Here is a 25,862-nt window from a genome sequence, read left to right as displayed (position 1 = left end):
TTTGGACAAGGCGCAGGATTCCAAAGGAGGCGCGCCTTCGCCTCCTTTGGGCGGTCTGGGCCGCCGCCCAGTGAGCGCAGCGAATGCCCTTGACCTTGACCTTGACCTTGACCTTGACCTTGACCTTGAGGTTAAAAGCAAATTTGCAATTAAAACCCTCCCCTCATAACCAATTGCCTTTTAAGTAAAAAATTGACATTTAAGCCCCTTTTAAATTCACACCAACTTGTACAAAGATAATAAATTTGTACAAGTTTATAAAATACGTCTAGAGTTAGAAACAAGATCGCTAAATAGTTGGAATATTCTTATGTCTTTGTACAGCATTGGTGAAGTCGCACGTATTTGTGGCATCAATCCCGTGACGTTGCGCGCCTGGCAACGGCGCTACGGGCTGCTTAAACCGCAGCGTAGCGAAGGCGGCCACCGTCTGTTTGATGACCAGGATCTCGAAACTATTCAAACTATTCTCGCCTGGATCAATCGCGGTGTCCCCGTCGGCCAGGTTAAAGCCTTGCTTGAAGGCACCCTGTCGCCACTGCCCAGCGGCTGGTCGCAGTCAGAACAGCGGCTTTTATCCGTTTTACAAGAAGATAAAGGCCATAAACTCCGACAGACCCTAACGGAGTTAGGTCGTGACTATCCCGGTGAAGGCCTGGTTAATAACGTTCTGCGTCCACTGCGCGCTCGGCTGGCAGCAAAGGGATCAACGTTATTTTTGCGTGGCTTGCTTGATGGCGCACTGATTGAACACGCCGTGATGTGCATGAATGCCGCGCGAAAAAATCCCGGGATAAAAGTGTTATTAATCGGTTGGGGTGAAATCGATCGTATCGAGTTATGGCTGGAGGCCATCGCCCGCAGCCAGCAGGGTGTACAGGTTGAACTGTTACCGGAGCCGTTTGAGGACCCCTACCTCGATGGCGTCAAGGCACAGCAGATCCTGATTTGGGCCGAAGGTCGTCTTACCGGCGTACAACGCAACAAGCTAAGTCAGTGGCAAGAAATGGGTTTACCGGTTTTATTGCTCGGCAGCGCAGCGGTACTGTTACAAACCACGCAACAGGATGCGTCAGCGCACTGTCCCGAAGATGGAGGATATCCCGATGATCCACAGCTTACCTGATGGCATACCGCGTGTTAACACCACGCTTGACCGGTTGATTGAGTTTTACCGTCGCCTGGATCACAGCCAGCTTCCCCAACTGTCGCGGCTCTATCATCAAAATATTGTGTTTATTGATCCGGTTACCCATCACATCGGCGTCGATGCGCTGGAGCGTTATTTTGCCCAATTGCTAACCCAGACCAACTACTGTCGGTTTGATATCCAGAACGCCTTGAGCAGCGGTGATGAAACCATGTTGATATGGCGTATGACCTACTCACACCCTCGATTAAAAAGGGGCAAAGAGTTGGTGATCGACGGCAGCAGTCATCTGCGTTTTAACGAAGATCGCGTCATTTACCAGCGTGATTACTATGATTTAGGCGCCATGCTCTATGAGCATATTCCACTGCTGGCAAGCGCAGTGAAAGCCGTTAAATCGAGGTTAGCAGAATGAATCATGTATTGATCACCGGCGCCAGCTCAGGTATTGGCAAACAACTGGCATTGGACTATGCCGCAGAAGGCTGGAAAGTCACCGCCTGCGGACGCGATAGCCGACGTCTGGAGGAAATGGCGGCCCAATCGGCACAGATCTACACTCTGGCCTTTGATATCACCAATCTGGACCAAACCCGTCAGGCGCTGGCCTGGATACAGGCTGACCTGGTGATCCTCTGCGCGGGCACCTGCGAATACCTTGATAACGGCGTGGTTGAAGCCGAAAAAGTTTTGCGGGTGATGACCACCAATCTTATGGGCCCTATTAACTGTCTGGATGCGCTGTTACCGGGGATGAACGCCGGTTCGCGCATCGCACTGGTGGGTTCAACGGCCTCACTGGTTCCCCTGCCGCGCGCCGAAGCCTATGGTGCCTCCAAGGCCGCATTAGCCTACTTTACCCGCAGTCTGGCCCTGGATCTTGCCCCGCGCGGCATCGATCTCTCGCTGGTGATGCCGGGCTTTGTAAAAACCCCACTGACCGAGCGCAATAATTTTCCCATGCCGATGATGATCAGTGTGGAAAAAGCCTCGGCCTTTATTCGCAAAGGTCTGGCGCGTGGAGTCAGCGAAATCGCCTTTCCACCGCTGTTTGCCTGGCTATTGCGCGCGATAGCCCTGTTACCCCACAGCGTACAAACACGCTTGGCTAAAAGATTGGTAAGGTAAATTCCGTATGAAAATTGCCATTATAGGCAGTGGTATTTCCGGTCTCAGTTGTGCATGGATGTTATCGCAACGTCGACCTGAGCTTGCAATTACCGTATTTGAAGCCAATGCGACGCTCGGCGGGCATACGGCAACGCTGGATATCGAAAAAGATGGGCGGTCATACGCTATTGATACCGGATTTATTGTTTATAACCAAAAAACCTATCCCGGTTTTATTGCCCTTCTCGACCAACTGGGGATCAAAGGTCAGCCGACGGAAATGAGTTTTTCCGTGCATAACCCGGACAATAAGCTGGAATATAATGGCCACAGCCTTAATTCGCTGTTTGCCCAGCGGCGCAATCTGTTCAAACCCCGTTTCTGGTTTTTCCTGCGTGAAATTCTGCGCTTTAACAACCTGTGCAAGCAGCGCCTACATCATCCCAATAATGACGAAGATACCCTGGCGGATCTGCTCGACCAAAATGGCTTTTCGTCATTTTTTGCCCTGCATTATGTCCTGCCAATGGGCGCGGCCATCTGGTCTTCCTCCCTCGATGATATGGCGGATTTTCCATTAAGCATGTTCCTGCAATTTTTTGAAAACCACGGCCTGCTCGATGTCAGCAACCGCCCACAGTGGATGGTGGTTCCCGGCGGTTCACGCGAATATATCCGCCGCATGCAGGAAAAACTGCCTGCCACTGTGCAACTTCTGACCAGCACCCCGGTGCTGTCCGTGACGCGCAGCCAAGAATCTGTGACGCTAAGCAGCGCCCGCGGCATTGAAACTTTTGATCAGGTTATATTTGCCTGCCACTCGGATCAGGCATTGGCGTTGATCCACTCGCCGACGGATAACGAACGGGAAGTACTGGGCGGTCTGCCCTACCAGTCCAACGAGGTGATACTGCATACCGATATCAGCCAGTTGCCGGTAACGCAGCGCGCCTGGGCCAGCTGGAACTATCGTCTGCCCGCCAATATTGGCCTTGGCCGTGAAAATCTGATGGTGCCGGGAGGTGCTAAACCAGCCCATAGTCAGGATCGCGCCTGCGTGACTTACAATATGAATATCTTGCAGGGTATCAAATCGGAACACACTTTTTGTGTATCACTCAACCCGATTACCCCAATAGATGAAAGCAAAATCCTGTTTAAAACCCAATATACCCACCCGGTGATTAATCTCTCCAGCCACAAATTTCAGCAGCTGCGCGGCTGGATCAATGGCCACAACCGCAGTTGGTTCTGTGGCGCTTACTGGCAAAACGGCTTTCATGAAGACGGGGTAAAAAGCGCCGCCGATGTGGTCGAAAAATTGCTGGCGACGGAGCAGGTATGAACAGCGCACTCTATGTCGGCGACGTGCGGCACCGTCGCTTCAAACCCATCAGCCACCATTTTGACTACCGCATTTTTATGGCGCTGATCGACCTCGATGAGTTGGATCAGTTACCTGCCAGCGGCATCACGCTGGAGCATTTTTCGGCGGCGACCTTTAAGCGCAGTGACTACCTCGGCGGCGGCGATATTAAAACCACGGCACAGCAGCGCATCCAGGCGTTAACGGGCGACCGGCTTAGCGGACGGGTGATGCTGCTGACCCAGCTCAGGTATTTCGGTTGTTATTTCAATCCGGTTAACTTTTACTATCTTTATGATAGTAAAGATATTTTACGCTGGATACTCGCCGAGGTGCGCAATACGCCCTGGAATGAACGGCATACCTACGCGGTGCGGCCGGACGGCTCCTTACCGGTAGAGAAAACCTTCCATGTCTCCCCTTTTAACCCTATGGATATGGTTTATCACTGGCAATTGACGCCACCGGGAAAACAACTGCGGGTGCATATTGCCACCCACCGCCAGGAACGGGAATTCGATGCCACGCTGTCGCTGGTTTACCAACCCTTGACCCGCAAAAATCTGCGTCGACAACTGTGGCGTTTCCCCTTGATGACGGTCAAAACCGCGCTAGCCATCTATTGGCAAGCCGTGAAACTGTGGCTGAAACGTGCCCCCATTTATCCTCACCCTCCAGTTGAGAAGGATTAATCCATGAATTCATCGGATATGCGACTGACCCGGCAGCAGGTCGGCAGTCAAGGTCGCAAAGGCTCACGGACATTGATTTTAAAGATGTTAAAGCAGCTACGCGGCGCTGGCCTCACGTTACTGGAGCAAAACAGTGAACCGCTGTTTTTTGGCGATGAACACGCCACGCTGCAAGGCCAGATTGAGGTGCAGGATCAGCGCGTGTATCGTCGCGTTCTGCTGGGCGGCAGCATTGCCGCCGGTGAAAGCTATATCGATGGCGACTGGACTACGCCCAATCTGACGACGGTGCTGCAACTGTTGGCTGAAAATCTCAGCCTGGTGGATAAAATTGAATCCCGTCTCAGTTGGTTAAGTTCACCGGCCCATAGTCTGATCCACTTTTTCAGACGTAATAGCCCGGAACAAGCGCGCAAAAACATCTCCGCTCACTACGATCTGGGCAACGATTTTTATCAGGGTTTTCTCGATAACCAGATGCTGTACTCCTCGGCCTGGTATCAGGAAAATGCCATGACGCTGGAACAGGCACAAGAGGCCAAAATGCGCCGTCTGTGCGACCAGTTGGCATTGCGCGCCGAAGATCATCTGCTGGAAATTGGTACCGGTTGGGGGGCGATGGCTGAATTTGCTGCCCGTGAATACGGCTGTCAGGTGACCACCACCACCATTTCCCGCGAGCAGTTCGAGTTTGCCAGTCAGCGTATTGCACAAGCCGGGCTTAGCGATCGTGTTACTGTCTTATTTGAGGATTATCGTGTTCTCAATGGACAATATGACAAACTGGTGTCGATCGAAATGATTGAGGCCGTCGGTAAACGCTATCTGCCGACCTTTTTCAAACGCTGTCACGCCCTGCTCAAGCCAAAGGGCCGCATGGCATTGCAAGCCATAACTATCGCCGATCAACGCTATAAACATTACAGCCGCAACGTCGATTTTATCCAACGCTATATTTTTCCCGGCGGTTTTTTGCCGTCAATTAGCGCCATGACCGACAGCATGAGTCGCCACACCGGCCTGGTGGTGCGCGACCTTTTTGATATCGGCAATGACTATGCGCGCACGCTGCACGAATGGCGTGAACGGGTGATCCATTACTGGAATGGCCAAAATGCCCGCTATACCGATGAGCGCTTTCGTCGGCTATGGCTGTTTTATTTGTGCTATTGCGAAGCCGGTTTTCGCGCCCGCACCATTAGCACAGTGCAACTGACCGCCGAGCGCCGCGGATGAAGTCCCCACGCTTCTGGTTGCTGACCATCGGCTTTGATCTCTGGTGGGCGCTGGCAGTCTGGGGGCGTGAACGGGTAGAAATAGTGCTGGTAGTTGGCGCATTACTGATGCTGTTCCTTACCCCGGCCCCGCGCCGCAAATGGGTGCTACTCGCCAGTGTGCTGGGGGTGGCCATGGACAGCCTGTGGTGCGCGCTGGATGTTTTATCATTTGATCATAGCCGTCTGGTTCCGCTGTGGATGCTGGCGCTGTGGCTGAGTTTTAGCGCCTGGTGGCTATGGTTTTGCCCACAGCTGTCGCTGCGCTGGCCGTGGCTGGTGTTGCTTGGTGCAATCAGCGGTCCACTGGCCTATTTCTTTGGCATGCGTCTGGATGCCATGCAGATTCATACTTCCGCCGTCGCGGTTTTTGCACTTCTATCCCTCGGGTGGGCCTGTTTTCTGCCATTGATTAGTTTGCCCGTTATTCTGAGGATCCTGCGATGAAAGCTTTGGTTATCGGTTTATTATTAATGTCCGCGAGTGCCCCGGCGATCTGTGCTCAGGTCGCCAGTTGGTCGTCCTGGCCGGTCACCGGTTCTGCCAAACTGACCTGGGCTTTCCTGGATGTTTACAACTCCGAACTGCGCACACCGTCCGGAAAATATCGACCCAATGAATGGCCGCTGGCGCTGGCGGTCAGCTATCTACGCGATATCAGCCGTGAAGATTTGACCGAGGCTACCGCCGATCAGTGGAAAGCTCTGGGTCTGCTCGATGAAGCCAATCAGCATCATTGGCTGGAGGCCGTGCAGGCTATCTGGCCGGATGCCACCAGCGGTAATGAAATCACCTTTTTGGCCGACCAGCACGGTGGCCAATTCTATTATCAGGCCGATAAACAGCATGCCATCGTACCGCTGGGTCAACATTTTAGCCCGGCGTTTCGTGATGCCTTTCTGGCCATTTGGTTGTCTCCCTCAACGCAGTATCCGCTGCTGCGTCTGGGGTTGATCGGTCCCCGCTAAACAAGGAGTCGCTATGCTGAAGGCAAAGAGTTATATCCGTTATCTGTTGTTGGCTGTGGTAGCGCTACTGGCCGGTTGCAGCGCGAAAATCGATGACTATCAGGGTACACAACCGCATTTTGATATTTTCAGCTATTTTCAGGGAGACAGTCGCGCCTGGGGCATGGTTCAGGATCACAGCGGCAAACAGACGCGACGCTTTGCGGTGGTGATCCACGGCGAGGTGGTAGCGGATACCCTCACCTTGCACGAAGACTTTACCTATAATGACGGCGAAAAGCAGACGCGAGTCTGGCATATCCGCCGCCTGGCCGACGGCAGCTATAAGGGCACCGCCGGAGATATTATCGGCGTAGCGGTAGGCCGTGGGCAAGGCAATGCCTTTAACTGGCACTACGTGATGGATGTTACCTCAGGCGGCAGCAGCTATCGTCTGACCTTCGATGACTGGCTGTTTATGCAGGACAATGAGCACGTCTTTAATGTGACATCGCTGAAGAAATTTGGCGTCGAAGTCGCCAAAGTGACGCTATTTTTTGACAAAAAATAGTCGGCTATGGGCCTGCGATTAACCGACAGGCCCAAAGTCAGGCATTAAGCTTCCTGCTTTTCCAGCGGTACAGTCTTGGCTTTAAACAGCAGACGGCCCAGCGTAACCAATAATACCGCGCTCAGGATCACCGCCAGGGCCACCCATTCGACCCGCGACAGCGACTCACCGGCAAAGCCGATGCCCAGCAGCACGGCAACAATCGGGTTGACATAGGCATAGCTGGTAGCGATAGCCGGTCTGACGGTTTTAAGTAAAAACATATAGGCGCTGATGGCGATCATCGAACCAAAGACCATCAGATAAGCCAGGGCAAGAAAACCACTGGCCGTCGGCATCTGGGTTAAATGTTCGCCACTCAAACGACTGATAACCAGCAAGACGACTCCGGCAACGATCATCTCTGCCGCCCCGGCCATCAGACCTTTAGGCAAGGGTAAACGGGCACTGAGTACCGAGCCAAAGGCCCAGCTCAGCGAGGCAATCAGGATCAGCAACGCGCCCCAGGGATTACCGCTCAGATTGCTGCCAGTATTTAGCAGCACAATACCAAACAGACCAATGGCCACACCGGTCCATTCCAGACGGCTATTAGGCATGCCCAGTAAACGGCTAAAACAGAGAGTAAACAGCGGCACGGTGGCGACCATAACCGCAGCAATTCCCGATGGCACATCAAGATGCTCGGCGACGGTCACCAGACCATTACCTATCGCCAGCAACAGCACGCCGATCACCCCGGCCGCCAGCCATTGACGCAGAGCAGGCACCCGATGGCCGCGCAGCAGCAGAAAAGTAAACAGAATCACCCCGGCGACAAAAAAGCGGATCCCCGCCATCATCAGCGGCGGCCAACTTTCCACCCCGACGCGGATCACCAGATAGGTCGATCCCCAGATAAAATAGAGCGCAAACAGCGCGCCGATTAATGGCAACAGCGTACGAAAGGTAGAACGAGACATAATTTTTACTTATCGCAGAAAAATCAGAGGTCGATAGTTAACGCTATTGGCCGGAGAAGGAGCAAGTTAAACTGTGCTATTGTCGCAAAATGTTGCCGCCCGGTTGCATAATATAAATCTTATGGCACTTTTTACGCTCATACGCACAAATTATGCCTGTGTCCAGGATGATAAAACCCTTATAATCTTCCCCCTGCTTTTTTAACAAAAACGGCGAAAATGAATAGTCTCGGAAAGAAAATTTTAATTGCCCTGTTCGGGCTGATGGCAATAGGCGCTATTGGTGGTGTGATGGTGGCCGGTTATGCCATCGTGATCGAAGAACCGGTAGCCATGCCCGCCAGCGTTCCCGCTCAGACTCCTGCGACTTCGTCCTCCAGCTCCTGATCTTTGGCTTTCCCGCAGTCAGTGGCTACTGCCTGCCCCTGCGGCGAGCCGCTTTTCCCTGCCCGCACCTTTGCCGTTGCCACAATGCGCCAGCGTTGAACGCAGCGGATAATTTCCTGTGATAGCTGTCCTCTTTTGCTTATTTAAGCGCTTTTTTGCAGATAAATCCGGTCTGGATCAATGCACGAACGAGTAAATCTCTTCATAAAATGAATCTGTTAGCAAAATATTTCCCTTTAGCTCAGGGCAGAAATGCGCGGTTTAAAAACCAATTGAGCAGAATGGAGTAGACTTGAAAGACAGGCTTCGCTGTTGTGAGGCTGACCCGAGGTTTGCTGAAGTTAAGGGCCAGAATAACGCCACACCAAGCGGCACATCATTCATCCCGTATGGAGACCACTATGACGATTCGCACCCAACCGAGAAAGATCACCGCAGCCGTGGTGAGTAATCCCCACCAGTTGCATTTTCGGGAGATGCTGATAAAAGCTCCGCGAAAAAATGAAGTCGGTGTGCGGATCCTGGCCTGTGGCATTTGCCATACCGACCTGGGCTTTATGGCCGAAGGCACGATCCTCGGCCACGAGGGGGCCGGTATTGTTGAACAGGTGGGCAGTGAGGTCACCGCGGTAAAACCGGGCGATCATGTGGTGCTTTCCTACCAGTCCTGTGGCATCTGTCCGGCGTGCCAGCAACAGCAACCCTTTAACTGCGAACACTTCTCCAAACTGAATTTTGGCTTCCAGCGTCTGGACGGCAGCAGCGCCTATCCCGAGGGTGTGCAGGGCCACTTTTTTGGTCAGTCGGCTTTTGCCAATTACTGCCTGGTCACCGAGCAGAATCTGGTGAAAGTCGCCGATGATCTGCCGCTTTCGCTGCTGGCACCTTTGGGTTGCGGCATACAAACCGGGGCCGGTACCGTGTTTAATACTCTCAAGGTACAAGCGGGTGACAGCCTAATGGTCATGGGCACTGGCACGGTCGGACTGGCAGCGATTATGGCGGCTAAGGTAGCGGGGGCGAAAACCATTATCGCCGTTGACCGCGATCCTGCCAGACTGGCGCTGGCCATCAAGCTGGGCGCGACCGAAACCATTAACTCCGACCAGGAAAGTGACCTCACTACCCTGTGTCCGCATCTTAATCACGTGATCGATACTACCGGCATCGGCCATCTTGATGAGCTGGGCCAGGACGTATTAAAAGAGGGCGGCACCCTGGTGCGTCTGACTGGCTCCGCCGGGGAGACATTTACCCGCGGCAGAAAGGCAATTAGCGTGATCCAGGGAGATTCGGTAGCACAAACGTTTATTCCCAAGCTGATCGAACTTTGGCAACAGGGCCGCTTTCCGCTGGAAAAACTGATCACCTATTATCATTTCGATGATATTAACCGGGCGCTTCAGGACAGCAGAAATGGCAAAGTAATCAAAGCGGTACTGGTTTGGGATTAAAGCTTATGCTTCCTGGTTGTAAGTTTATTACTACAAATAACTTGTGATACAGGCGTCTGGACATCTATGCTGCCTTTTTAAACCTATTAAAATGTGCATATAACGATGACAGACGCTATTGCGGCCTCTCCCGCCGCCTCTTCAGGGTACAACACGCCAGCCAACACCGGTGACAAACCGGTATTGATCCGTTCCGCCGCCGATATCACCAGTTTAGTGAATCAGGGCGCGACCAAACTCAGCGACGCACGCGTAGTGATAGCTATTGCACTGGGAGGCGTTTTCCTCGACGCCTACGATCTCGGTGGTCTGGCCTTTGGTATGAAAGATATCACCCGTCAGTTTGGCTTGACGCCGTCCGGTGCCGGGCTGGTCGCTTCAGCGATTACCCTTGGCGCAATCGTTGGCGCACTCTTTGGTGGTTATCTTACCGACAAGATTGGCCGTTATCGGGTATTTATGGCCGATATGTTCTTCTTTGTGGTCGCCGCTATTGCCTGTGCCTTTGCCCCTAATGAGTGGGTACTGGGAGGGTCACGTTTTGTGATGGGCGTCGGGGTGGGTATTGACCTGCCGGTTGCCATGGCCTTTCTGGCGGAGTTTTCCAAGCTGTCGGGACGCGGCAACAAGGCTTCTCGTGTGGCGATGTGGTGCCCCACCTGGTATGCGGCTATTAGTATTTCCTACTTGCTGGTGCTGCTGCTCTATGCGGTGCTGCCTGCCGACAAGACCGATATTCTCTGGCGTTTGATCCTCGGCTTTGGTGCCGTACCGGCGCTGGTGATCATTGCCATTCGCCATCGTTATATGAATGAATCACCGGTGTGGACCGCCAATCAGGGCGATCTAAAAGGGGCAGCGGCGATCCTGCGTCGTTCTTACAATATTAATGTCGAAGTGGCGGAAGATGCCGATCTGCAACCCCAGACTCAGGTACGTAAAGCTGCATGGCGCAACTATGGGGTGCTGCTGAAAGGGATCTATCTGCGACGCACAATTCTTACCACGGTGATTTCGCTGGTATCGCCGTTTGCCTATAACGCAGTGGCCTTTGGTTTGCCGGTGATCTTGTCAACCTTCCTGGCGCAGTCATTGATGAGTACCATTTTGTTTTCGTTGGGACTTAACCTGTGCTTTGCTTTTGTCGGCGGTCTGCTGGCGGTACGTTTTGTGCCTAAACTGGGTGCCTGGAATATGACGGTCGTCGGTTATGTTCTGCAACTGATCGCCATGGTGGGTCTGGCGCTGGTTGGCCGTCCGGCAGACAGCGCGCAGGCCGCCATTTCCATCGGCATGCTGGCGTTGTTCCTGTTTGGTCAGGGTTTTGGTCCCGGTTCGCACACCATGACGTTTGCCTCACTGAGCTATCCGACTTCGCTGCGCGGCGTTGGTGTCGGTTTTAACCAGATCCTGGTACGCGCCAGTTCCACCGCCTCGTTGTTTTTGTTTCCGGTATTGAGCGCCGCACTGGGCACCGGTGTGTTCTGGGTGATTGCCTTTGCACCGTTGTTGGGCCTGGTTATTCTGCTGGCGATCCGTTGGGAGCCGTCAGGGTATGATGTGGATGCGGAGGACTTTGAGGTTAGGGTTGGGGTTGGGGCTTAAAAGTCAATTGGCTGTGAGGGAAGGGTTTCGGTTTTAATTGCAAATTTGCTTTTAGCTTCAACTTCAAGGTCAAGGGCATTCGCTGCGCTCACTGGGCGGCGGCCCAGACCGCCCAAAGGAGGCGAAGGCGCGCCTCCTTTGGAATCCTGCGCCTTGTCCAAATTGAACAGTGTCGTGCCCTCGGTTCGAGTTCTTTCCAGTGACTTCAGTGTGTGGCCTAAACCACGCCGCTTCGCGGTCCCTTCACTCGGTCGCGAGCCAAAAGCGTCTCGCTCCACGTCGCTCAGCGTAGGTTTTGAATCGGCCAGGAAACATTTAAAGCAAAACCGGGATTGGCTTAAATGACAATTTTTGGTTTTAAAGTCAACTTCAAGGTTAAGGTCAAGGGCATTCGCTACGCTCACTGGGCGGCGGCCCAGACCGCCCAAAGGAGGCGAAGGCGCGCCTCCTTTGGAATCCTGCGCCTTGTCCAAATTGAATAGTGTCGTGCCCTCGGTTGTAGTTCTTTCCAGTGACTTCTGTGTGTGGCCTAAACCACGCCGCTTCGCGGTCCCTTCACTCGGTCGCGAGCCAAAAACGTCTCGCTCCACGTCGCTCAGCGTAGGTTTTGAATCGGCCAGGAAACATTTACGGCAAAACCGGGATTGGCTTAAATGACAATTTTTGGTTTTAAAGTCAACTTCAACTTCAAGGGCATTCGCTACGCTCACTGGGCGGCGGCCCAGACCGCCCAAAGGAGGCGAAGGCGCGCCTCCTTTGGAATCCTGCGCCTTGTCCAAATTGATAAGTGTCGTGCCCTCGGTTCGAGTTCTTTCCAGTGACTTCTGTGTGTGGCCTAAACCACGCCGCTTCGCGGTCCCTTCACTCGGTCGCGAGCCAAAAACGTCTCGCTCCACGTCGCTCAGCGTAGGTTTTGAATCGGCCAGGAAACATTTACGGCAAAACCGGCAACATCAAAGGTCAACAGCGAAAGACAAAAAGACAAAAAGACAAAAAGACAAAAAGACAAAACAGTAGTTTCTGAAACCGCATGGTGTGCATAGTTGGCTGGCACATTCAGAGACGGCGCCGCGCGAAGCGGAGGGAGACGCTTTTGGCTCCCGACCGAGCAAGGGGACTGCGTAGCAGCGCGGCTCGTGCCACGCTGGGAGTCACTGAAACATAGCCGGTAATAGGCAGCAGACGAATCAATAACACCAAAAGGCCCAGGATTGTTAAGGAGCGGGCCAGCGCTCCTTAACTCGGTTCGGCACTGCGGGTTAAGTGACCATTGCAATTATAAAACCGAAACAGCTCCTCATAGCCAATTGACTTTTAAGTAGTAAATTGACTTTAAAGCAAAATTGCCATTTACGCCACCACCGATGAACGCGGTGCAAACTCCCCTCTGACGCCATTCTCAAGCAACATCGCCACCAGCTCATAACCGCCGTTAGGCCGACTTTGTGCATAGGCCAACTCGCTGGCAAATATCGGGCTCGCCCATAACAGATTGACCGGATCGCCATAACAGCGCGGTAATGCCCACGCTCCACGCGACGCACCCAGGGCTGCGGAAATGATATGCCCCTCATAGCCCAAAGGCGCGACAGGTGATAACAACGTGTGTCCTTCACCCAGCCAACTCAACGTGTTCCACGGGAGTTGCGCATACTCGGAAAGCGCGCTGGCCATCTGCACCGCATTGGCTTCGTCGACATACTCTTTGCCCACAGCGAACGCCAGCTCAATGCGACGATGATTTTCAGCATCATCGTTAAAAAGCAGCTCGATCTGCGGCATCGGACGGATACTCATGCCAAGCGTGAAAAAGTAATAATTCTCCTCATCCTCATGCTGAGAAATCGCCATCGGCGGCCAACTGCCCTGATCAATGGCATAATACTTTACCGCCGGACCAACGCGCTGTTCATAGCAGCTAATAAAATTACGCTGAATTTTAGGCCAGGGATTATGATCCTCATGCTGCCAGTCACGCCAGAACTGGCGAGTTTTATCCGCCTGGGCATATTGTCTGTTGGTGGAAGCGGAACCGAGAGGGAAAGTCAGTGGGTTTTGCTGGATACAGGCAGCGGAATAGCTAACGGAGTGATCGATATACAGACTCCAGCCGGGGATCACCGCCAACAACAGCCCCTGATACCACAGCGCAGCACCGTCGTCGCTCTCATTCCACAGGATCTGGATATCGGCAGGATCAAGAGGGGCTTCGGCATCCACGCTGCGACAATACTCGGCAGCCAGCATCGGAGGCAACCCCAGCTGCATCGCCTGCGTATCATCCTCTGGCGGAGCAGGAGAAAGATTGCGTACCCAGCAGCCGCGCATACGCGGGAAGCGATCGCGCAGATCCTCACGGGGGTAAATATAGAGATAAACAACGCGGTCGTCCTGTTCTACCATCGCAACCAGGGTTTGTTTATCATTGCTCACTTCGGCAAGTATTTCTGTCTGGCGCATACTACCTCAATAGAATTAAGTCGCGGCTTATACTGATTGAGGTAAAGTGTAGAACGTCTTAACTGGCAAGATAACGGGCAAAAATCCCAAAAAACCACGCAAAGGCCTTGAAAAGGCCGATTTTTGTGTCCTCCCCGGTTTACGGCAGGCGTCCGACGCGCCGCATGGCACGATGCCACGAACCGTTTCTCACCGCCCAGCGTAAAACGTTACCCACCCGACGCATGGCAAAATCGATGCCTTTGCGTTGCCATGGGAATAACGATATACCCAACTCATCCAACGCCCAGGACGGTAATAACTCAATGCCTGACCAAACCATCAGCTTGCCAACCGGTACCGCAATCCGGCTTGGTGCCGGGGCATTTTTCAGTATTGCCACCACTTCTCGCGTACGCTGGTCGCAGCGTAAAACCGGACGCATGCGCTGGAAATAGGCCTCGACTTCCGCCACGCTGGTCGGGATTTGACTGCCGCCCAGCCCCGCTACCACGCAAGCAACTTCGCGATAGTACTGATCCTGACTGGCAAGACTTAAATTGGGATGGCGATAGCGCATATAAGACTGGAGAAAACTATAAGATTCCGCCACATGCACCCAGACGAGTAGATCGGGATCGCTGGCCGCATAGGGCTGACCATAAGGATCTACGCCGGTGACTTGCAGGTGAATAATTTTGACGCGTTCGATTAGCCTTTGTGCATCGGCTAATGAAGCAAAAGTGGTACCCGAAACAAATTGGCTGGTACGGCGTAACCGCCCCAACATATCCTGACGAAAATTTGAGTGATCCCAGACTCCCGCCAACGCCAGCGGATGCAGCATTTGCAGCAAGAGCGCACTGACGCCACCGCAAAGCATGCTGGAAAAATCACCGTGAACGCGCCAGGCAAGGGTATCAGGACCAAATAATCCGCAATCCCCCTGAGGCTGCTCAAAATCAATGCCTCCCAGCGCCAGGCCAGAAATACTCATTACCTGGCGCTCTATGCTCTTACGCAACCCTTCAGTAAAAGGCATGACTCGGTGTTCTCATTAAATAATCAGCCTGCCACAATCCGAACGGGTTGAAAGTTACCCATATCACCACTGCGCCGTTGTTTAGTGCGTACCCGCGTCCTGCATAGGAACGCTGCGCAGCTGCGGCCATGCATGCATCAGAATATCGACAATGCGTCCCAGCTGTTCGGTATCAGCCCCGTCACGGGCCTGCACCGACATACCTTGCACAAAGGTGGCAATGTATTTGGCCAGTAACGAGCTGTCGGTGGCATTGGGAAACTCACCGCTTAGCTTTCTCTTTTCGAAAAATTCAAACAGCGTCCGCTCTTGCGCCAGATGACGCCCACGCAGCATCTCGGCAATATCCTGAGAAGCGGCAGACATACCGGAAGCGGCATTGATAATAAAGCAGCCGCTCGGCGTCGAGCAGTCGGTAAACATTTCTGCCGTTGTACGCAGATATTTTTCAATGACCTGTTCAACGGATAAATCCGGCCTGCTAAGCAGACAGAAACTCTTTTCGTAAAAGGTTGCCAGATAATGTTCTACTGCTGCGCGAAACATCCCTTCTTTATTGCCGAACTCGGCATATAAAGTTGGGGCTTTCGCACCTGTTGCTTCGACCAGGTCAGCCAATGACGTGGCTTCATAGCCGTGACGCCAGAACAGGTTTAGCGCTTTACTCAGAGCAGTTCCGCGGTCGAACTGTTTTGGGCGACCACGGCATTTCCGGACCAGTGCCGTCTGTTCAGTGCTCATACACCCTCCTTCCATCACCCTTGTGATGACAGTTAATAAAATATATTAACGATCATTATTAAAAATAGTTGCGCAGATGTCCAGTAGAGATTAACATTAAATTATCGAGCGATAACTTAATCACTCCCAACCAGCAATTCATTAGCAAATAAACACAAGCCAGGACGTAACATCATGAGAAACTTGAAATTAATCCTTGCAGTTATGGCATTAACCGCGCTGCCGGTTACCCAAGTTGCCGCACAGCAGGTTATCATGGTGCCCGTGCAGAGTCAGGAAGTGGCGATGGTGAATGTGACCGGTGACAGTAATTTATGTTCACCGCATGCCGCCTTGGACAGAAAGCCCTTGCAGCCGCATATCCCCAGCTCGCCCACCATGCCGCCAGCGCCTGCTACTGCTCATAACCCGCCTTCAGCAATATATAACTGATTAGGCGCAGAGCAGACAGCAGCTCTCGGTTAAAGACCCGGCGAATTAAAATTAGGAGGTAGCGAAGTCAGGCTGCCTTCTTTTTTTCTGCCGATCAGCCACCAGCAGGCATCTTGCCGGGTTCTTTTTTAACATCCCCCTGCCGCTACCTCAAGATTTTGTTAGCGGCTGTTAAAATAAACTTTCTCAGCCAAAAATCCGAATGCTGATTTTGACTATCTATTGCCAGTTAACGACAAAAAATCATCAACTTTAGCCTGCTGCCAACATGCGTATTGCAGCCTGTCGCTTTGCCCCTTTACCTACAGCTGGTAACTCGCGCCAGCCATCACCGCACAATTAGTTAACGATTACTAAAAAAATATATTGCGCAAATTCTCATCCGCCTCTATCATTTAATTATCGAACGTTAATTAATAACGACGAACAAGAAATTCAATGACGACCCGCTGCCTACAGCGGTTCTGACAACCCTTTAAGAGACTGTAATGATGAAAAACCTGACTAAAGCATTTGCCGTTATCGCCCTGACCACCGCGTCATTCGCAACTTTTGCTGCAACCGAAGTCAACGCGGCCCCTACTGGCGCACAAAGTATTGGCGTCGTGAGCGCGACTGGCGGTAATGACCTGACCAGCCTGGAAAACAAACTGGCCGCTAAAGCCGCACAGCAAGGGGCAAGTTCATTCCGCATTATCTCTGCCGGCGGTGACAACCATATGTACGGCACGGCGGAAATCTATAAATAACCGCTGGCCGTTAGCACAATTAGTTAACGATTAGTAAATAAATAAGTTGCATCAAACCGAACCCAAGCTTAATATTTAGTTAACGAGCGATAACTAATGTCGCCGACCAAATATTAAGCGTTACGAAAACAGAATAGGAATTAAGACAATGAAAAACCTGACAAAAGCATTTGCCGTTATCGCATTGACCAGCGCTTCATTCGCTACCTTTGCCGCTACCGAAGTTAACTCAGCCCCTACGGGTGCACAGAGTATTGGTGTCGTTAGTGCCGCAACCAACAGCGGTGACCTGGGTACCTTACAGGGCAAATTAGCCGCCAAGGCCGCGCAGGAAGGGGCAAGCTCATACCGTATCGTCTCTGCCGGTGGTGAAAATCATCTGTACGGTACTGCTGAAATTTATAAATAACCGTCACAGTGGTAAGTAGAAGAGGCGGCATTGGCCGCCTTTTTCGTTTTATGCGTCCTTTAATTTCGCCATCATCTCAAACCCAAAGCCATTTAACGTCACCGCACAATTAGTTAACGATTGATAAAAAAATAGGTTGCACAGTTTGTCATCAACCTCTATCATTTAATTATCGAACGTTAATTAATAACGACGACAAAAAATTTAATAACGAACCGGTGACTAACATCGTTCGGATAACCCATTAAGAGACTGAAATTATGAAAAACCTGACTAAAGCATTTGCTGTTATCGCCCTGACTACCGCGTCATTCGCTACTTTTGCCGCTACCGAAGTCAACTCAGCACCGACCGGCGCACAAAGTATGGGTGTGGTCAGCGCTTCAACCAACAGCAGTGACCTGAGTACGCTGCAGGGCAAATTGGCCGCTAAGGCTGCACAGGAAGGGGCAAGCTCATACCGCATCGTCTCTGCCGGTGGTGAAAATCATCTGTTCGGTACCGCTGAAATTTATAAGTAACAGCACAGCGTCCGCACAATTAGTTAACGATTATTAAATAAATCACTTGCAGTAAACAGAACTCTGGCTTAATATTTAATTAACGAACGATAAGTAATATCGTCGAGCAAACATTAAGCCCCATAAAAACAGAATAGGAATTAAGACAATGAAAAACCTGACTAAAGCATTTGCCGTTATCGCACTGACCAGCGCTTCATTCGCTACCTTTGCCGCTAGCGAAGTGAATTCTGCACCGACTGGCACCCAGAGTATTGGTGTCGTCAGCGCTTCCACCAACAGTGGTGACCTGAGTACGCTGCAGGGCAAACTGGCCGCTGAAGCCGCACAGCAAGGGGCAAGTTCATACCGCATCGTTTCTGCCGGTGGTGAAAGCCATATGTACGGTACTGCAGAAATCTACAAATAAGCCGAATATTGGCTGATAAGTATTACGCATCGTTCGTCGGCAAAAATCATTGGTCAGACGAGATGTTTCGGACAGAAATAAACGCTTAATGAACACCACACGAACGGCAAGCATGCCGTCATGGTAGTTAAGCAATGACGAATACGAGGATTAAATTATGAAAAACCTGACTAAAGCTTTTGCTGTTATCGCACTGACCAGCGCTTCATTCGCTACCTTTGCTGCTACCGAAGTGAATTCTGCACCGACTGGCACCCAGAGTATTGGTGTCGTCAGCGCTTCCACCAACAGTGGTGACCTGAGTACCTTACAGGGTAAACTGGCCGCACAAGCCGCACAGCAAGGGGCAAGTTCATACCGCATCGTTTCTGCCGGTGGTGAAAGTCATATGTACGGTACCGCTGAGATTTATAAATAAGTCTGACAGCAGTAAGCAGAAGAGGCGGCCTGAGCCGCCTTTTTCGTTTCTGTTGTTCTTTCGGGTGCTATGCCAGGCTAGTGTGACGAACTTTTTAACTGCGCATCTTGCTGATGCTGTTCAATGGCCAGGGCAATCAGCTGCGAGATCAGGCTTGAGTAATCTATACCGCTTGCCGCCCACAGTTTTGGATACATACTGATATTGGTAAAACCTGGCAGGGTATTGATTTCATTGATCACCACCTCCCCCTCTGGCGTTAAAAAGACATCGACCCGCGCCATTCCCCGACATTCCAGCACCTGAAAAGCTTCTATCGCAATAGCGCGAATACGGTCATTAACCTCGGCGGGCAAATCGGCAGGCACTGCAATAGAAGCGCCCTGTTCATTAATGTATTTGGTGTCGTAGGAATAAAACTCATCATGCAGGATCACTTCGCCACAGTTGCTGGCCTGCGGACGATCGTTGCCCAACACCGCACATTCGATTTCACGCCCTTTAATCGCCGACTCCACTAACACTTTATGGTCAAAGCTAAAAGCGGCATCCAATGCCTGCTGATAGGCTTGCGCATCTTTGACTTTACTGACCCCTACGGACGATCCCTGATTAGCCGGTTTAATAAATAACGGCAAGCCAAGTCGTTGCACAATCTGATCAAAGCTATAGTTGCTGCGAGTACGCGGCGTCAGGCTGACAAAAGGTGCCACCTTCAGCCCGGCATCGCGCAGCAGCCGCTTGGTCACATCTTTGTCCATACATACTGCCGAACCCAGGACACCAGAACCGACATAGGGGATATTGGCCATGCGCAGCAAACCTTGCAGTGAACCATCTTCACCCAGGGTGCCGTGAACAATTGGGAAAATAACGTCCAGCTGAGATAAGGCATGGGCATTTTGCGTATCGATCAGCTGATTCTGCTCAAGGCCAGGAACCAGAGCAACCTGCTGGTTTGAACGATTTAATTCGATCAGCGCCGGATCCTCGGCATTGATCAGATAATTACTGACATCATTGATATGCCATTCGCCTTGTTTATCGATACCTAACAAAGTGACATCAAAACGTTGTTTATCTATGGCATCAACGATATTACGGGCGGATTGCAAAGAGACTTCGTGTTCCGATGACTTGCCGCCGAAAATAATACCCACACGTAATTTACTCACCCTAAACTCCTTAACAACGCTTGCCCTAAGCGGCCTGACCGGCCAGGCAAACTCTTACTTAATCGACAATAAAAAGTTTTGCCCCGATGGGCGTAGACGACTGATGGGCTTCTGCATGATCCGCCACCTGATAGCTCATTCCCGGCGTGAGGACAAACGAGCGACCATCTTCAAGACGTGTATGCAGTTCCCCTTGCAGACAAAATAAAACATGTCCTTTTTGACACCAGTGATCGGCCAGATAGCCAGCCGAATACTCGACCACTCGGACGCGAACAGGCTGCGACTCATCACCAAAGTGCTGTGTGCGCCACAGTGCCATGCCGGTTTCTCCCGCATGTTCGGTAGGTTCAATGCGACTCCAGTCGGTAGTGACAAAGGGGATCGATGATAATTTCATATCAGGCTCATTAAAGTGGGGGTTTCCAGCATAGAAGTGAATCGCCGGGCAATCAATCCGCTTAAGCGGCTATATTCACGGTAACAGGAAATGTCTGGCTGCAAAGTTAGGTAAAGCACAGCTTTTACCCAGAAAATGTGACCTCAGCGACTAAGCTTATAAGTCAGCTTAGTGGTTCGCCGCAGAGAAAAGCTGAATTTAGCACCTCAATTCATACTCAGAGAAAGCGCACTAATGGCCTCTCCAGGTAGCAAAAAAGGAGCAATTCATGCCTTATCAAACAATTAATCCGTTCAACAACCAGCTTATCAAAGAATATCAAACACATAACGACGAGCAGGTTGAACAGGCCCTGGCAACGGCACATCAACTGTATAAATCCGACTGGGCGCAGGGCGATATGCAACCCCGCCTGCAGGTGCTGCATAAACTGGCGGAAGTGATGACCTCACGCAGTGAGGAGCTTGCCAAGGGGATCACGGTAGAAATGGGTAAGCTGATTGAACAGAGTCGCGCGGAGATAAAAATCTGTGCCGCTATCGCCAGTTACTATGCCGACAATGCCGCCGAGTTTCTTAAACCGGTGCCTTATCCTTCCAGCCTCGGCGAGGCCTGGGTGGAACATCATCCTATTGGGGTGATTATGGCGGTGGAGCCATGGAACTTCCCTTACTATCAGTTAATGCGCGTTCTGGCACCTAACCTGGCAGCAGGTAATAGCGTAATGGTCAAACATGCCAGTATTGTACCGCACTGTGCCGAAACCTTTGAAAAACTGCTGAGTGAAGCCGGTGCGCCTAAAGGGGCCTACACCAATCTGTTTATTTCGCAAGATCAGGTCGCCACGCTGATTGATGACGATCGCGTACAAGGGGTGGCGTTGACCGGTTCCGAAAAAGCCGGGGCGGTGGTCGCAGCCCGAGCGGCAGGAAAACTGAAAAAGTCTACGCTGGAACTCGGTGGTAACGATATTTTTGCCGTGCTGGATGATGCTGATATTGATCACGCCGCCAAAGTCGGTGCTCAGGCAAGGATCGCCAATGCCGGTCAGGTCTGTACCGCCGCAAAACGATTTATAATCCACCAGAAGGTGGCGGATGAGTTCCTTAAAAAATTCACGCAACACTTTAGCGAACTGAAAACAGGCGATCCGCTGGACAGCAAAACCACTCTCGGCCCGCTCTCTTCGGCGCAGGCGCTAAAAACCCTAAGTAAACAGGTGAGCGAGGCGGTGAAACAGGGTGCCAAACTGCATTACGGCGGTGCGGCAGTCACTAATAATCCGGGGAATTTCTTTGAAGCTACCATTTTGACCGGAATCACCCGTGATAACCCGGCCTATTTTGCCGAGTTCTTCGGTCCTGTTGCCCAGATTTATGTAGTAGAAAACGATGAGCAGCTGGTTGAACTGGCCAATGACTCGCACTATGGCCTGGGTGGCGCGCTGTTTACCCGCGATTTGGCTCGAGCCCGCAGGCTGGCCTCCAAAATCGAGACCGGTATGGTCTATGTCAATTCCGCGACCGATACGGCACCAGAACTGCCTTTTGGCGGCGTGAAACGTTCTGGATTTGGGCGCGAGTTGTCGGATCTGGGCATCAAGGAGTTTGTGAATCAGAAACTGGTAGTTCTGGCAGCGAAATCGTAGGTACAGCAGATAGAAAACGGGGCCAGTTGGCCCCGTTTTATTGGTGATCAGGGTTCGCGGTAAAGCTTAATCTTTGACCTTTGGCTCTCTTCGGAGGTAAACAGCGCAATTTCCTCGCCAACAATATATCGGGCGCGCAACAGCGCAGAAATCTTGTCCATGGCCATCACTATCACCACCAGGATCAGGGTAATAAACATCACCACATCCCAGTTCCATAAGCGCATATTCTCGGCATACACCAGACCTACGCCCCCCGCGCCGACAAAGCCCAGCACCGCAGCGGAACGCGTGTTAGATTCAATCTGGTACAGCGACAGCGCCAAAAAAGTCGGAAAGGACTGGGTAAAAATACCAAAGCGATGAGTTTGTAACGGATTGGCACCCAATGCCCGCAGACCACGACTGGGAGAACGATCCACGGCTTCATGCCCCTCGGCAAAGAGTTTACCCAGCAGCCCCAGATCTTGCATCACGATAGCCAACACCCCGGCCAGCGGCCCCATCCCTACGGCACGAACAAAGATCAGCCCCCATATCGCCATATCCAGTCCGCGCAATAGATCCATAATGCGGCGAACAACCAGCGAGATGGGGCGCAGCAGCGGCGTCGACATCACGTTTCTTGCCGCCAGAAAAGAGAGCGGCAGCGCCAGGAAGGCGGCAGTCACTGTTCCGGCAAAGACAATGGCCAGCGTAATGGCTATCTGCGAAAAGTAGTACATAAACGGCCAGTTGGAAAAATCCTGCCAGACAAACATACGCAAAAAATAGCGACCAATTTCCAGGCAACCGTGAGAAAACTGGGCAAAGGTAATGCCGTAAAAACGGAAAAAGAGCAGGTAGTAAACCACCACTGCCAGGGTGCTCAGCGTCAACAAACGCAGATAACGGCGCTGGGCAGCAAAAAGTTGGGGATGCTGTTGCTTGATATGGGCAACGTCAGCAGCGGTTGGCGAATCTGTCAGCATTAGAATGTTCCTTCCACAATGTATTTACGCAGCTTGCCGGAAGCAAAGTCCATCAGCGAGACCACCAGAATAATCAGCAACAACGTCATGCTCACCTGGTCATAGCGGTCCAGTTTGATTGAGGTCATCAGTTCCTGGCCGATCCCCCCCGCCCCCACCAATCCAAGAATGGTCGACTGACGGAAATTGATCTCCAGGCGCATAAAACTGTAAGAAAGGAAAATGGGCTTTACCTGCGGCCAGAGGGCAAAGCGCATCCTTTGCAAGCGACCTGCGCCACAGGCTTTAAGCCCGCGCACCGGTTTATCGGAAGCGGTTTCAATTGACTCATAGAAAAGCTTGCTCAGGCTGCCCACGGTATGCAGCGTCAAGGCAATAAAACCCGGAATAGCGCCAATACCAAAGGCCATCACACACATTACCGCCCAGGCCAGTTCCGGCATGGTACGTAAAAAGGCCACAAAGGTACGCACGCTGAATTTCAGCCATTTTGGCGAATCGGTGTTACCCGCAGCAATAAACGCCAGTAACACGGAAAGTGCGGTGGAAAGCAGCGTCGATGACAAGGCCAGTTGGAGGGTTTCCCAAATCAGCGGCAGCTGGATCGGCAACCGATAGCCCCAATAGGCCAGCGAACCTGGTGTATGACCATCGGCAAAGAGTACCGAGAGATGCAACACCGGTACGGTTTGTCCGATATAGTCAAAAAAACGAGGAGCATTGACCACAATAGTTCGTAGATTAAGCTCAGAAATATTTCCCGCCCATAAATAAAGGACTAGCATCAATCCAGACCAAATCAGCGCCTCTCGTTTTTGCTTGCTGCGTATTTGCTGGTAATAATGATGAAATTCAGTATTCAAAATAAGGCTTCCATGGTTGAACAGAATAATTATCCAGCGATCGCATTAAGATAAAAATCACGCGCCCTTTGCAGGCGCGTGATTAAAAATTAATTAAGCCAAGCATAACGCCCTGAATAATTAACGACCGCCTTTGGTCAGTTCTTTCTTCATATCAATAATTTGTTGATAATCTGCCAGGCTGGCCGGACCAATATGCTGGGTACCACCGACCGCTTTCACAAAGCAGGCATGATTTTCTTTATCCAGTTTATTGATAGCAGCCACAACTTTGGCTTTAAAATCGTCTGGCAGATCGTGACGCACTAAAATTGGCCCATTAGGAATTAATGGCGACTGCCAAATGATGCGGATCTGTTTCATCAGGTCCGGATGGTCCATGCGGATCATACGACCAAAGGCACCGGAGGTATAACCGGTATCAGCATTGCCAATCATTGATGACCAGGCAACAGCACCAGCGAACTGACCGTTCAACACGCCAAGAATGTCTTGCTCATGGCCGCCAGAGAAGGTGGTGCTGGAAAAGAAGTGCTGATAGCTGTCGTCGGTAGAGCCACCAAACTGCTTTTTAAAGGCTGCGTTGGGGATCAGATAACCGGAGGTAGAATCAGGATCGGCAAAGCCAAAGGCGGTGCCTTTCAGATCTTCGAGCTTTTTATAAGGGCTGTCGGCTTTAACCAGCACCACGGAGTGATAACCGCGAGACTGATCGGTATCATCCACCAGAATCCCTTCGATATCGACAGCCTGTGGATTATTAAGATAGACAGAAGCAAACGACGATGGCGACATGCTTAATACCATATCAACCTTGCCGCCAAGCAGGCCCTGGATCACGCCAGAATAGTCGGAGGAATTACGTAATTTGGTATCGACATTCAGTTCTTTATCAAAGAACTGTTTTACACACATATTATCGCCGATTTGCTGGGTGGCGTTCTGACCGCCAAGAATACCTAAATTTAATTCTTTTGGCGCATCCGCGGCCATACTATTTATTGCTGCCATTGAACCTGCAACAAATACCGCCAGACGTAATAGCTTCTTCATGTAATAGGAACCTTGTGTAGAATGATTGAATTTAAATGAAGTAGAAATAAACAGAACTCACAAATCTTAATTTATTGTCGGTGATTAACCGGTAACGCCTTCGTTTTCTTCGCCGTAGAGCTGCTGTAAAATATCATCGGTCAGACAATCTGGATGACCGTCATAAATAATCTCGCCGTGAGCAATGCCTATCACCCGACTACAGAAATCCTTGACCAGCTCAACGGAATGCAGATTGACCATTACCGCGATCTTTTCTTCACTGATCTTCTTTAACGCATTCATGATGCGCAGGGTGTTTTTGGGATCCAGGGAAGCAACGGGCTCATCGGCAAGCAGAATTTTTGGGTTCTGCATCAGCGCACGACAAATAGCCACGCGCTGCATTTGGCCGCCCGACAGATTTTCGGCACGCTGCAGAGCATGCGGCAACATATGCAACCACTCCAGCAAAGAGATGGCGCGGGCGCGGTCTTCGTCGTCAAACTGATTAAAAAAGGATTTTAATGTCGTGGTGTGGCTAAGACGCCCAAGCAGCACGTTAGTCAGCACATCCAGACGAGGAACCAGACAAAAATCCTGAAAGATCATCCCGCAGCCAGAACGCCAGCGACGCAGCGCTTTACCCGTCAGTCCGGCCAGCTGTTGCTGTTCACCATTATCGTAATGACAGACCACGCTGCCTTCACTGAGCGGGATAGTGCCGTTTAATACATGCAGCAGGGTTGACTTGCCGGCACCCGAGCGGCCGATCACCGCGACAAATTCGCCGGCATGCAGTTCGAAATTAATATTATTAAGCACGCGAGAGCCTGATTTGTAGGACTTAACCAAACCTTTCACGTCCAATACTTTGTGCTGATGCTGTGGCTGAGCCTGAGGAAATTCAGCCTGTGCCAGCTTAAGTTGAGCTTGCGCCATCATGCTGTCTCCGGTTGCTTACAGATTCTGAGGTCCATTAAGCGCGACAACTATGACAGATTGATGATGTTTAGATGGCTGAAAGATGACCTGATGGCGGAATTAGGCCTATGATTATAGCCGACAACATTTGCGTTATGGCACGCTGCATCA

Annotated in this window: 29 protein-coding genes and 1 pseudogene; 19 read left to right on the top strand and 11 right to left on the bottom strand. The window is 51.5% G+C overall.

Annotated features, from left to right (window positions below):
• Positions 1-310 precede the first annotated feature (310 nt).
• From GW590_RS06040 to GW590_RS06000, 9 genes are read left to right on the top strand one after another with little or no spacing between them, the layout of a single operon-like run.
• Positions 311-1,126 (top strand): MerR family transcriptional regulator, encoded by an 816-nt coding sequence (locus GW590_RS06040; protein WP_169402100.1) that lies wholly within the window; start codon positions 311-313, stop codon positions 1,124-1,126.
• A complete protein-coding gene (locus GW590_RS06035; protein ID WP_169402099.1) occupies positions 1,107-1,565 on the top strand; it encodes a nuclear transport factor 2 family protein in 459 nt (152 codons plus the stop codon). The genes GW590_RS06040 and GW590_RS06035 overlap by 20 nt, the downstream gene beginning before the upstream one ends.
• Positions 1,562-2,278 carry an SDR family NAD(P)-dependent oxidoreductase gene (locus GW590_RS06030; RefSeq protein ID WP_169402098.1) on the top strand — a complete coding sequence of 239 codons (717 nt, stop codon included), beginning with the start codon at positions 1,562-1,564 and terminating at the stop codon, positions 2,276-2,278. The genes GW590_RS06035 and GW590_RS06030 overlap by 4 nt, the downstream gene beginning before the upstream one ends.
• A gap of 7 nt (positions 2,279-2,285) precedes the next feature.
• On the top strand, positions 2,286-3,605 hold the full coding sequence (locus GW590_RS06025) for an NAD(P)/FAD-dependent oxidoreductase (protein WP_169402097.1): 1,320 nt from the start codon (positions 2,286-2,288) through the stop codon (positions 3,603-3,605).
• Entirely contained in the window at positions 3,602-4,318 is a 717-nt protein-coding gene (locus GW590_RS06020) for a DUF1365 domain-containing protein (protein ID WP_169402096.1), read from the top strand. The genes GW590_RS06025 and GW590_RS06020 overlap by 4 nt, the downstream gene beginning before the upstream one ends.
• A gap of 3 nt (positions 4,319-4,321) precedes the next feature.
• Positions 4,322-5,554 carry an SAM-dependent methyltransferase gene (locus GW590_RS06015; RefSeq protein ID WP_169402095.1) on the top strand — a complete coding sequence of 411 codons (1,233 nt, stop codon included), beginning with the start codon at positions 4,322-4,324 and terminating at the stop codon, positions 5,552-5,554.
• Positions 5,551-6,039: a DUF2878 domain-containing protein gene (locus GW590_RS06010; RefSeq protein ID WP_169402094.1), complete on the top strand. Its 489-nt coding sequence runs from the start codon at positions 5,551-5,553 to the stop codon at positions 6,037-6,039. Before GW590_RS06015 ends, GW590_RS06010 begins: the two co-directional genes overlap by 4 nt.
• Positions 6,036-6,560, top strand: coding sequence for a hypothetical protein (locus tag GW590_RS06005; RefSeq protein ID WP_169402093.1), 525 nt, complete (start codon positions 6,036-6,038; stop codon positions 6,558-6,560). Before GW590_RS06010 ends, GW590_RS06005 begins: the two co-directional genes overlap by 4 nt.
• Positions 6,561-6,573: 13 nt before the next feature.
• The gene (locus GW590_RS06000; protein WP_169402092.1) at positions 6,574-7,110 is read left to right on the top strand and encodes a DUF3833 domain-containing protein; all 537 of its coding nucleotides are present in this window, start codon (positions 6,574-6,576) and stop codon (positions 7,108-7,110) included.
• Positions 7,111-7,154: 44 nt separating this feature from the next.
• Here GW590_RS06000 and yedA read toward each other — a convergent pair whose 3' ends face one another.
• Positions 7,155-8,072, bottom strand: coding sequence for a drug/metabolite exporter YedA (yedA, locus tag GW590_RS05995; protein WP_169402091.1), 918 nt, complete (start codon positions 8,070-8,072; stop codon positions 7,155-7,157).
• 219 nt (positions 8,073-8,291) lie between these two features.
• Here yedA and GW590_RS24505 point away from each other — a divergent pair.
• The 3 genes and pseudogenes from GW590_RS24505 to GW590_RS05980 all read left to right on the top strand — a co-directional run.
• Positions 8,292-8,390 (top strand): annotated as a pseudogene (locus GW590_RS24505) (hypothetical protein); the annotation flags it as partial.
• Positions 8,391-8,860: 470 nt separating this feature from the next.
• Positions 8,861-9,913, top strand: a complete 1,053-nt coding sequence (locus GW590_RS05985; protein WP_169402089.1) for an NAD(P)-dependent alcohol dehydrogenase — start codon at positions 8,861-8,863, stop codon at positions 9,911-9,913.
• A 105-nt stretch (positions 9,914-10,018) separates the two neighbouring features.
• Entirely contained in the window at positions 10,019-11,518 is a 1,500-nt protein-coding gene (locus tag GW590_RS05980; protein WP_169402088.1) for an MFS transporter, read from the top strand.
• Here GW590_RS05980 and GW590_RS05975 read toward each other — a convergent pair.
• The 4 genes from GW590_RS05975 to GW590_RS05960 all read right to left on the bottom strand — a co-directional run bounded on the left by GW590_RS05975 (position 11,515) and on the right by GW590_RS05960 (position 15,740).
• On the bottom strand, positions 11,515-12,414 hold the full coding sequence (locus GW590_RS05975; RefSeq protein WP_169402087.1) for a hypothetical protein: 900 nt from the start codon (positions 12,412-12,414) through the stop codon (positions 11,515-11,517). The two genes, GW590_RS05980 and GW590_RS05975, sit on opposite strands and share 4 nt — an antisense overlap.
• A 454-nt stretch (positions 12,415-12,868) precedes the next feature.
• Positions 12,869-13,978: a suppressor of fused domain protein gene (locus GW590_RS05970; RefSeq protein ID WP_169402086.1), complete on the bottom strand. Its 1,110-nt coding sequence runs from the start codon at positions 13,976-13,978 to the stop codon at positions 12,869-12,871.
• Positions 13,979-14,117: 139 nt separating this feature from the next.
• Positions 14,118-14,954: an oxygenase MpaB family protein gene (locus GW590_RS05965; RefSeq protein WP_235955861.1), complete on the bottom strand. Its 837-nt coding sequence runs from the start codon at positions 14,952-14,954 to the stop codon at positions 14,118-14,120.
• Between the two features lie 126 nt (positions 14,955-15,080).
• On the bottom strand, positions 15,081-15,740 hold the full coding sequence (locus GW590_RS05960; RefSeq protein ID WP_169402084.1) for a TetR/AcrR family transcriptional regulator: 660 nt from the start codon (positions 15,738-15,740) through the stop codon (positions 15,081-15,083).
• Between the two features lie 174 nt (positions 15,741-15,914).
• Between GW590_RS05960 and GW590_RS05955 the strand changes: the two genes are divergently transcribed.
• From GW590_RS05955 to bhsA (GW590_RS05930), 6 genes are all read left to right on the top strand, one after another.
• The gene (locus GW590_RS05955; RefSeq protein ID WP_169402083.1) at positions 15,915-16,172 is read left to right on the top strand and encodes a hypothetical protein; all 258 of its coding nucleotides are present in this window, start codon (positions 15,915-15,917) and stop codon (positions 16,170-16,172) included.
• Between the two features lie 491 nt (positions 16,173-16,663).
• Positions 16,664-16,921: a multiple stress resistance protein BhsA gene (bhsA, locus tag GW590_RS05950; protein WP_169402131.1), complete on the top strand. Its 258-nt coding sequence runs from the start codon at positions 16,664-16,666 to the stop codon at positions 16,919-16,921.
• Positions 16,922-17,069: 148 nt separating this feature from the next.
• Positions 17,070-17,330 (top strand): multiple stress resistance protein BhsA, encoded by a 261-nt coding sequence (gene bhsA / locus GW590_RS05945; RefSeq protein ID WP_169402082.1) that lies wholly within the window; start codon positions 17,070-17,072, stop codon positions 17,328-17,330.
• Positions 17,331-17,590: 260 nt separating this feature from the next.
• A complete protein-coding gene (bhsA, locus tag GW590_RS05940; RefSeq protein ID WP_169402081.1) occupies positions 17,591-17,851 on the top strand; it encodes a multiple stress resistance protein BhsA in 261 nt (86 codons plus the stop codon).
• 148 nt (positions 17,852-17,999) lie between these two features.
• A complete protein-coding gene (bhsA, locus tag GW590_RS05935) occupies positions 18,000-18,260 on the top strand; it encodes a multiple stress resistance protein BhsA (RefSeq protein ID WP_169402080.1) in 261 nt (86 codons plus the stop codon).
• A 157-nt stretch (positions 18,261-18,417) separates the two neighbouring features.
• Positions 18,418-18,678 carry a multiple stress resistance protein BhsA gene (gene bhsA / locus GW590_RS05930; RefSeq protein WP_169402079.1) on the top strand — a complete coding sequence of 87 codons (261 nt, stop codon included), beginning with the start codon at positions 18,418-18,420 and terminating at the stop codon, positions 18,676-18,678.
• Positions 18,679-18,755: 77 nt separating this feature from the next.
• Here the strand turns inward: bhsA (GW590_RS05930) and ddlA are convergent, their stop codons facing one another.
• Both ddlA and GW590_RS05920 read right to left on the bottom strand, forming a co-directional pair.
• Positions 18,756-19,853: a D-alanine--D-alanine ligase gene (gene ddlA / locus GW590_RS05925; RefSeq protein WP_169402078.1), complete on the bottom strand. Its 1,098-nt coding sequence runs from the start codon at positions 19,851-19,853 to the stop codon at positions 18,756-18,758.
• Between the two features lie 58 nt (positions 19,854-19,911).
• A complete protein-coding gene (locus GW590_RS05920) occupies positions 19,912-20,253 on the bottom strand; it encodes a DHCW motif cupin fold protein (RefSeq protein ID WP_169402077.1) in 342 nt (113 codons plus the stop codon).
• A 268-nt stretch (positions 20,254-20,521) separates the two neighbouring features.
• Between GW590_RS05920 and GW590_RS05915 the strand changes: the two genes are divergently transcribed.
• Positions 20,522-21,901 (top strand): NAD-dependent succinate-semialdehyde dehydrogenase, encoded by a 1,380-nt coding sequence (locus GW590_RS05915; protein WP_169402076.1) that lies wholly within the window; start codon positions 20,522-20,524, stop codon positions 21,899-21,901.
• Positions 21,902-21,948: 47 nt separating this feature from the next.
• On the opposite strand, the gene phnE (GW590_RS05910) is transcribed toward GW590_RS05915, so the two are convergent.
• From phnE (GW590_RS05910) to phnC, 4 genes are all read right to left on the bottom strand, one after another.
• Positions 21,949-22,872: a phosphonate ABC transporter, permease protein PhnE gene (gene phnE / locus GW590_RS05910; protein WP_169402075.1), complete on the bottom strand. Its 924-nt coding sequence runs from the start codon at positions 22,870-22,872 to the stop codon at positions 21,949-21,951.
• On the bottom strand, positions 22,872-23,735 hold the full coding sequence (phnE, locus tag GW590_RS05905) for a phosphonate ABC transporter, permease protein PhnE (RefSeq protein WP_169402074.1): 864 nt from the start codon (positions 23,733-23,735) through the stop codon (positions 22,872-22,874). The genes phnE (GW590_RS05910) and phnE (GW590_RS05905) overlap by 1 nt, the downstream gene beginning before the upstream one ends.
• Positions 23,736-23,855: 120 nt before the next feature.
• Positions 23,856-24,788 carry a phosphonate ABC transporter substrate-binding protein gene (gene phnD / locus GW590_RS05900; RefSeq protein ID WP_169402073.1) on the bottom strand — a complete coding sequence of 311 codons (933 nt, stop codon included), beginning with the start codon at positions 24,786-24,788 and terminating at the stop codon, positions 23,856-23,858.
• 84 nt (positions 24,789-24,872) lie between these two features.
• Positions 24,873-25,709 carry a phosphonate ABC transporter ATP-binding protein gene (gene phnC / locus GW590_RS05895; RefSeq protein WP_169402130.1) on the bottom strand — a complete coding sequence of 279 codons (837 nt, stop codon included), beginning with the start codon at positions 25,707-25,709 and terminating at the stop codon, positions 24,873-24,875.
• Between the last annotated feature and the right edge of the window lie 153 nt (positions 25,710-25,862).

The organism is Rouxiella aceris (assembly GCF_012933545.1).
In the GTDB taxonomy this organism is placed as follows: Bacteria; Pseudomonadota; Gammaproteobacteria; order Enterobacterales; family Enterobacteriaceae; genus Rouxiella; species Rouxiella aceris.
Note: the sequence above shows the minus strand (reverse complement) of the source record. Positions and strands in the feature narration are given on the sequence as shown.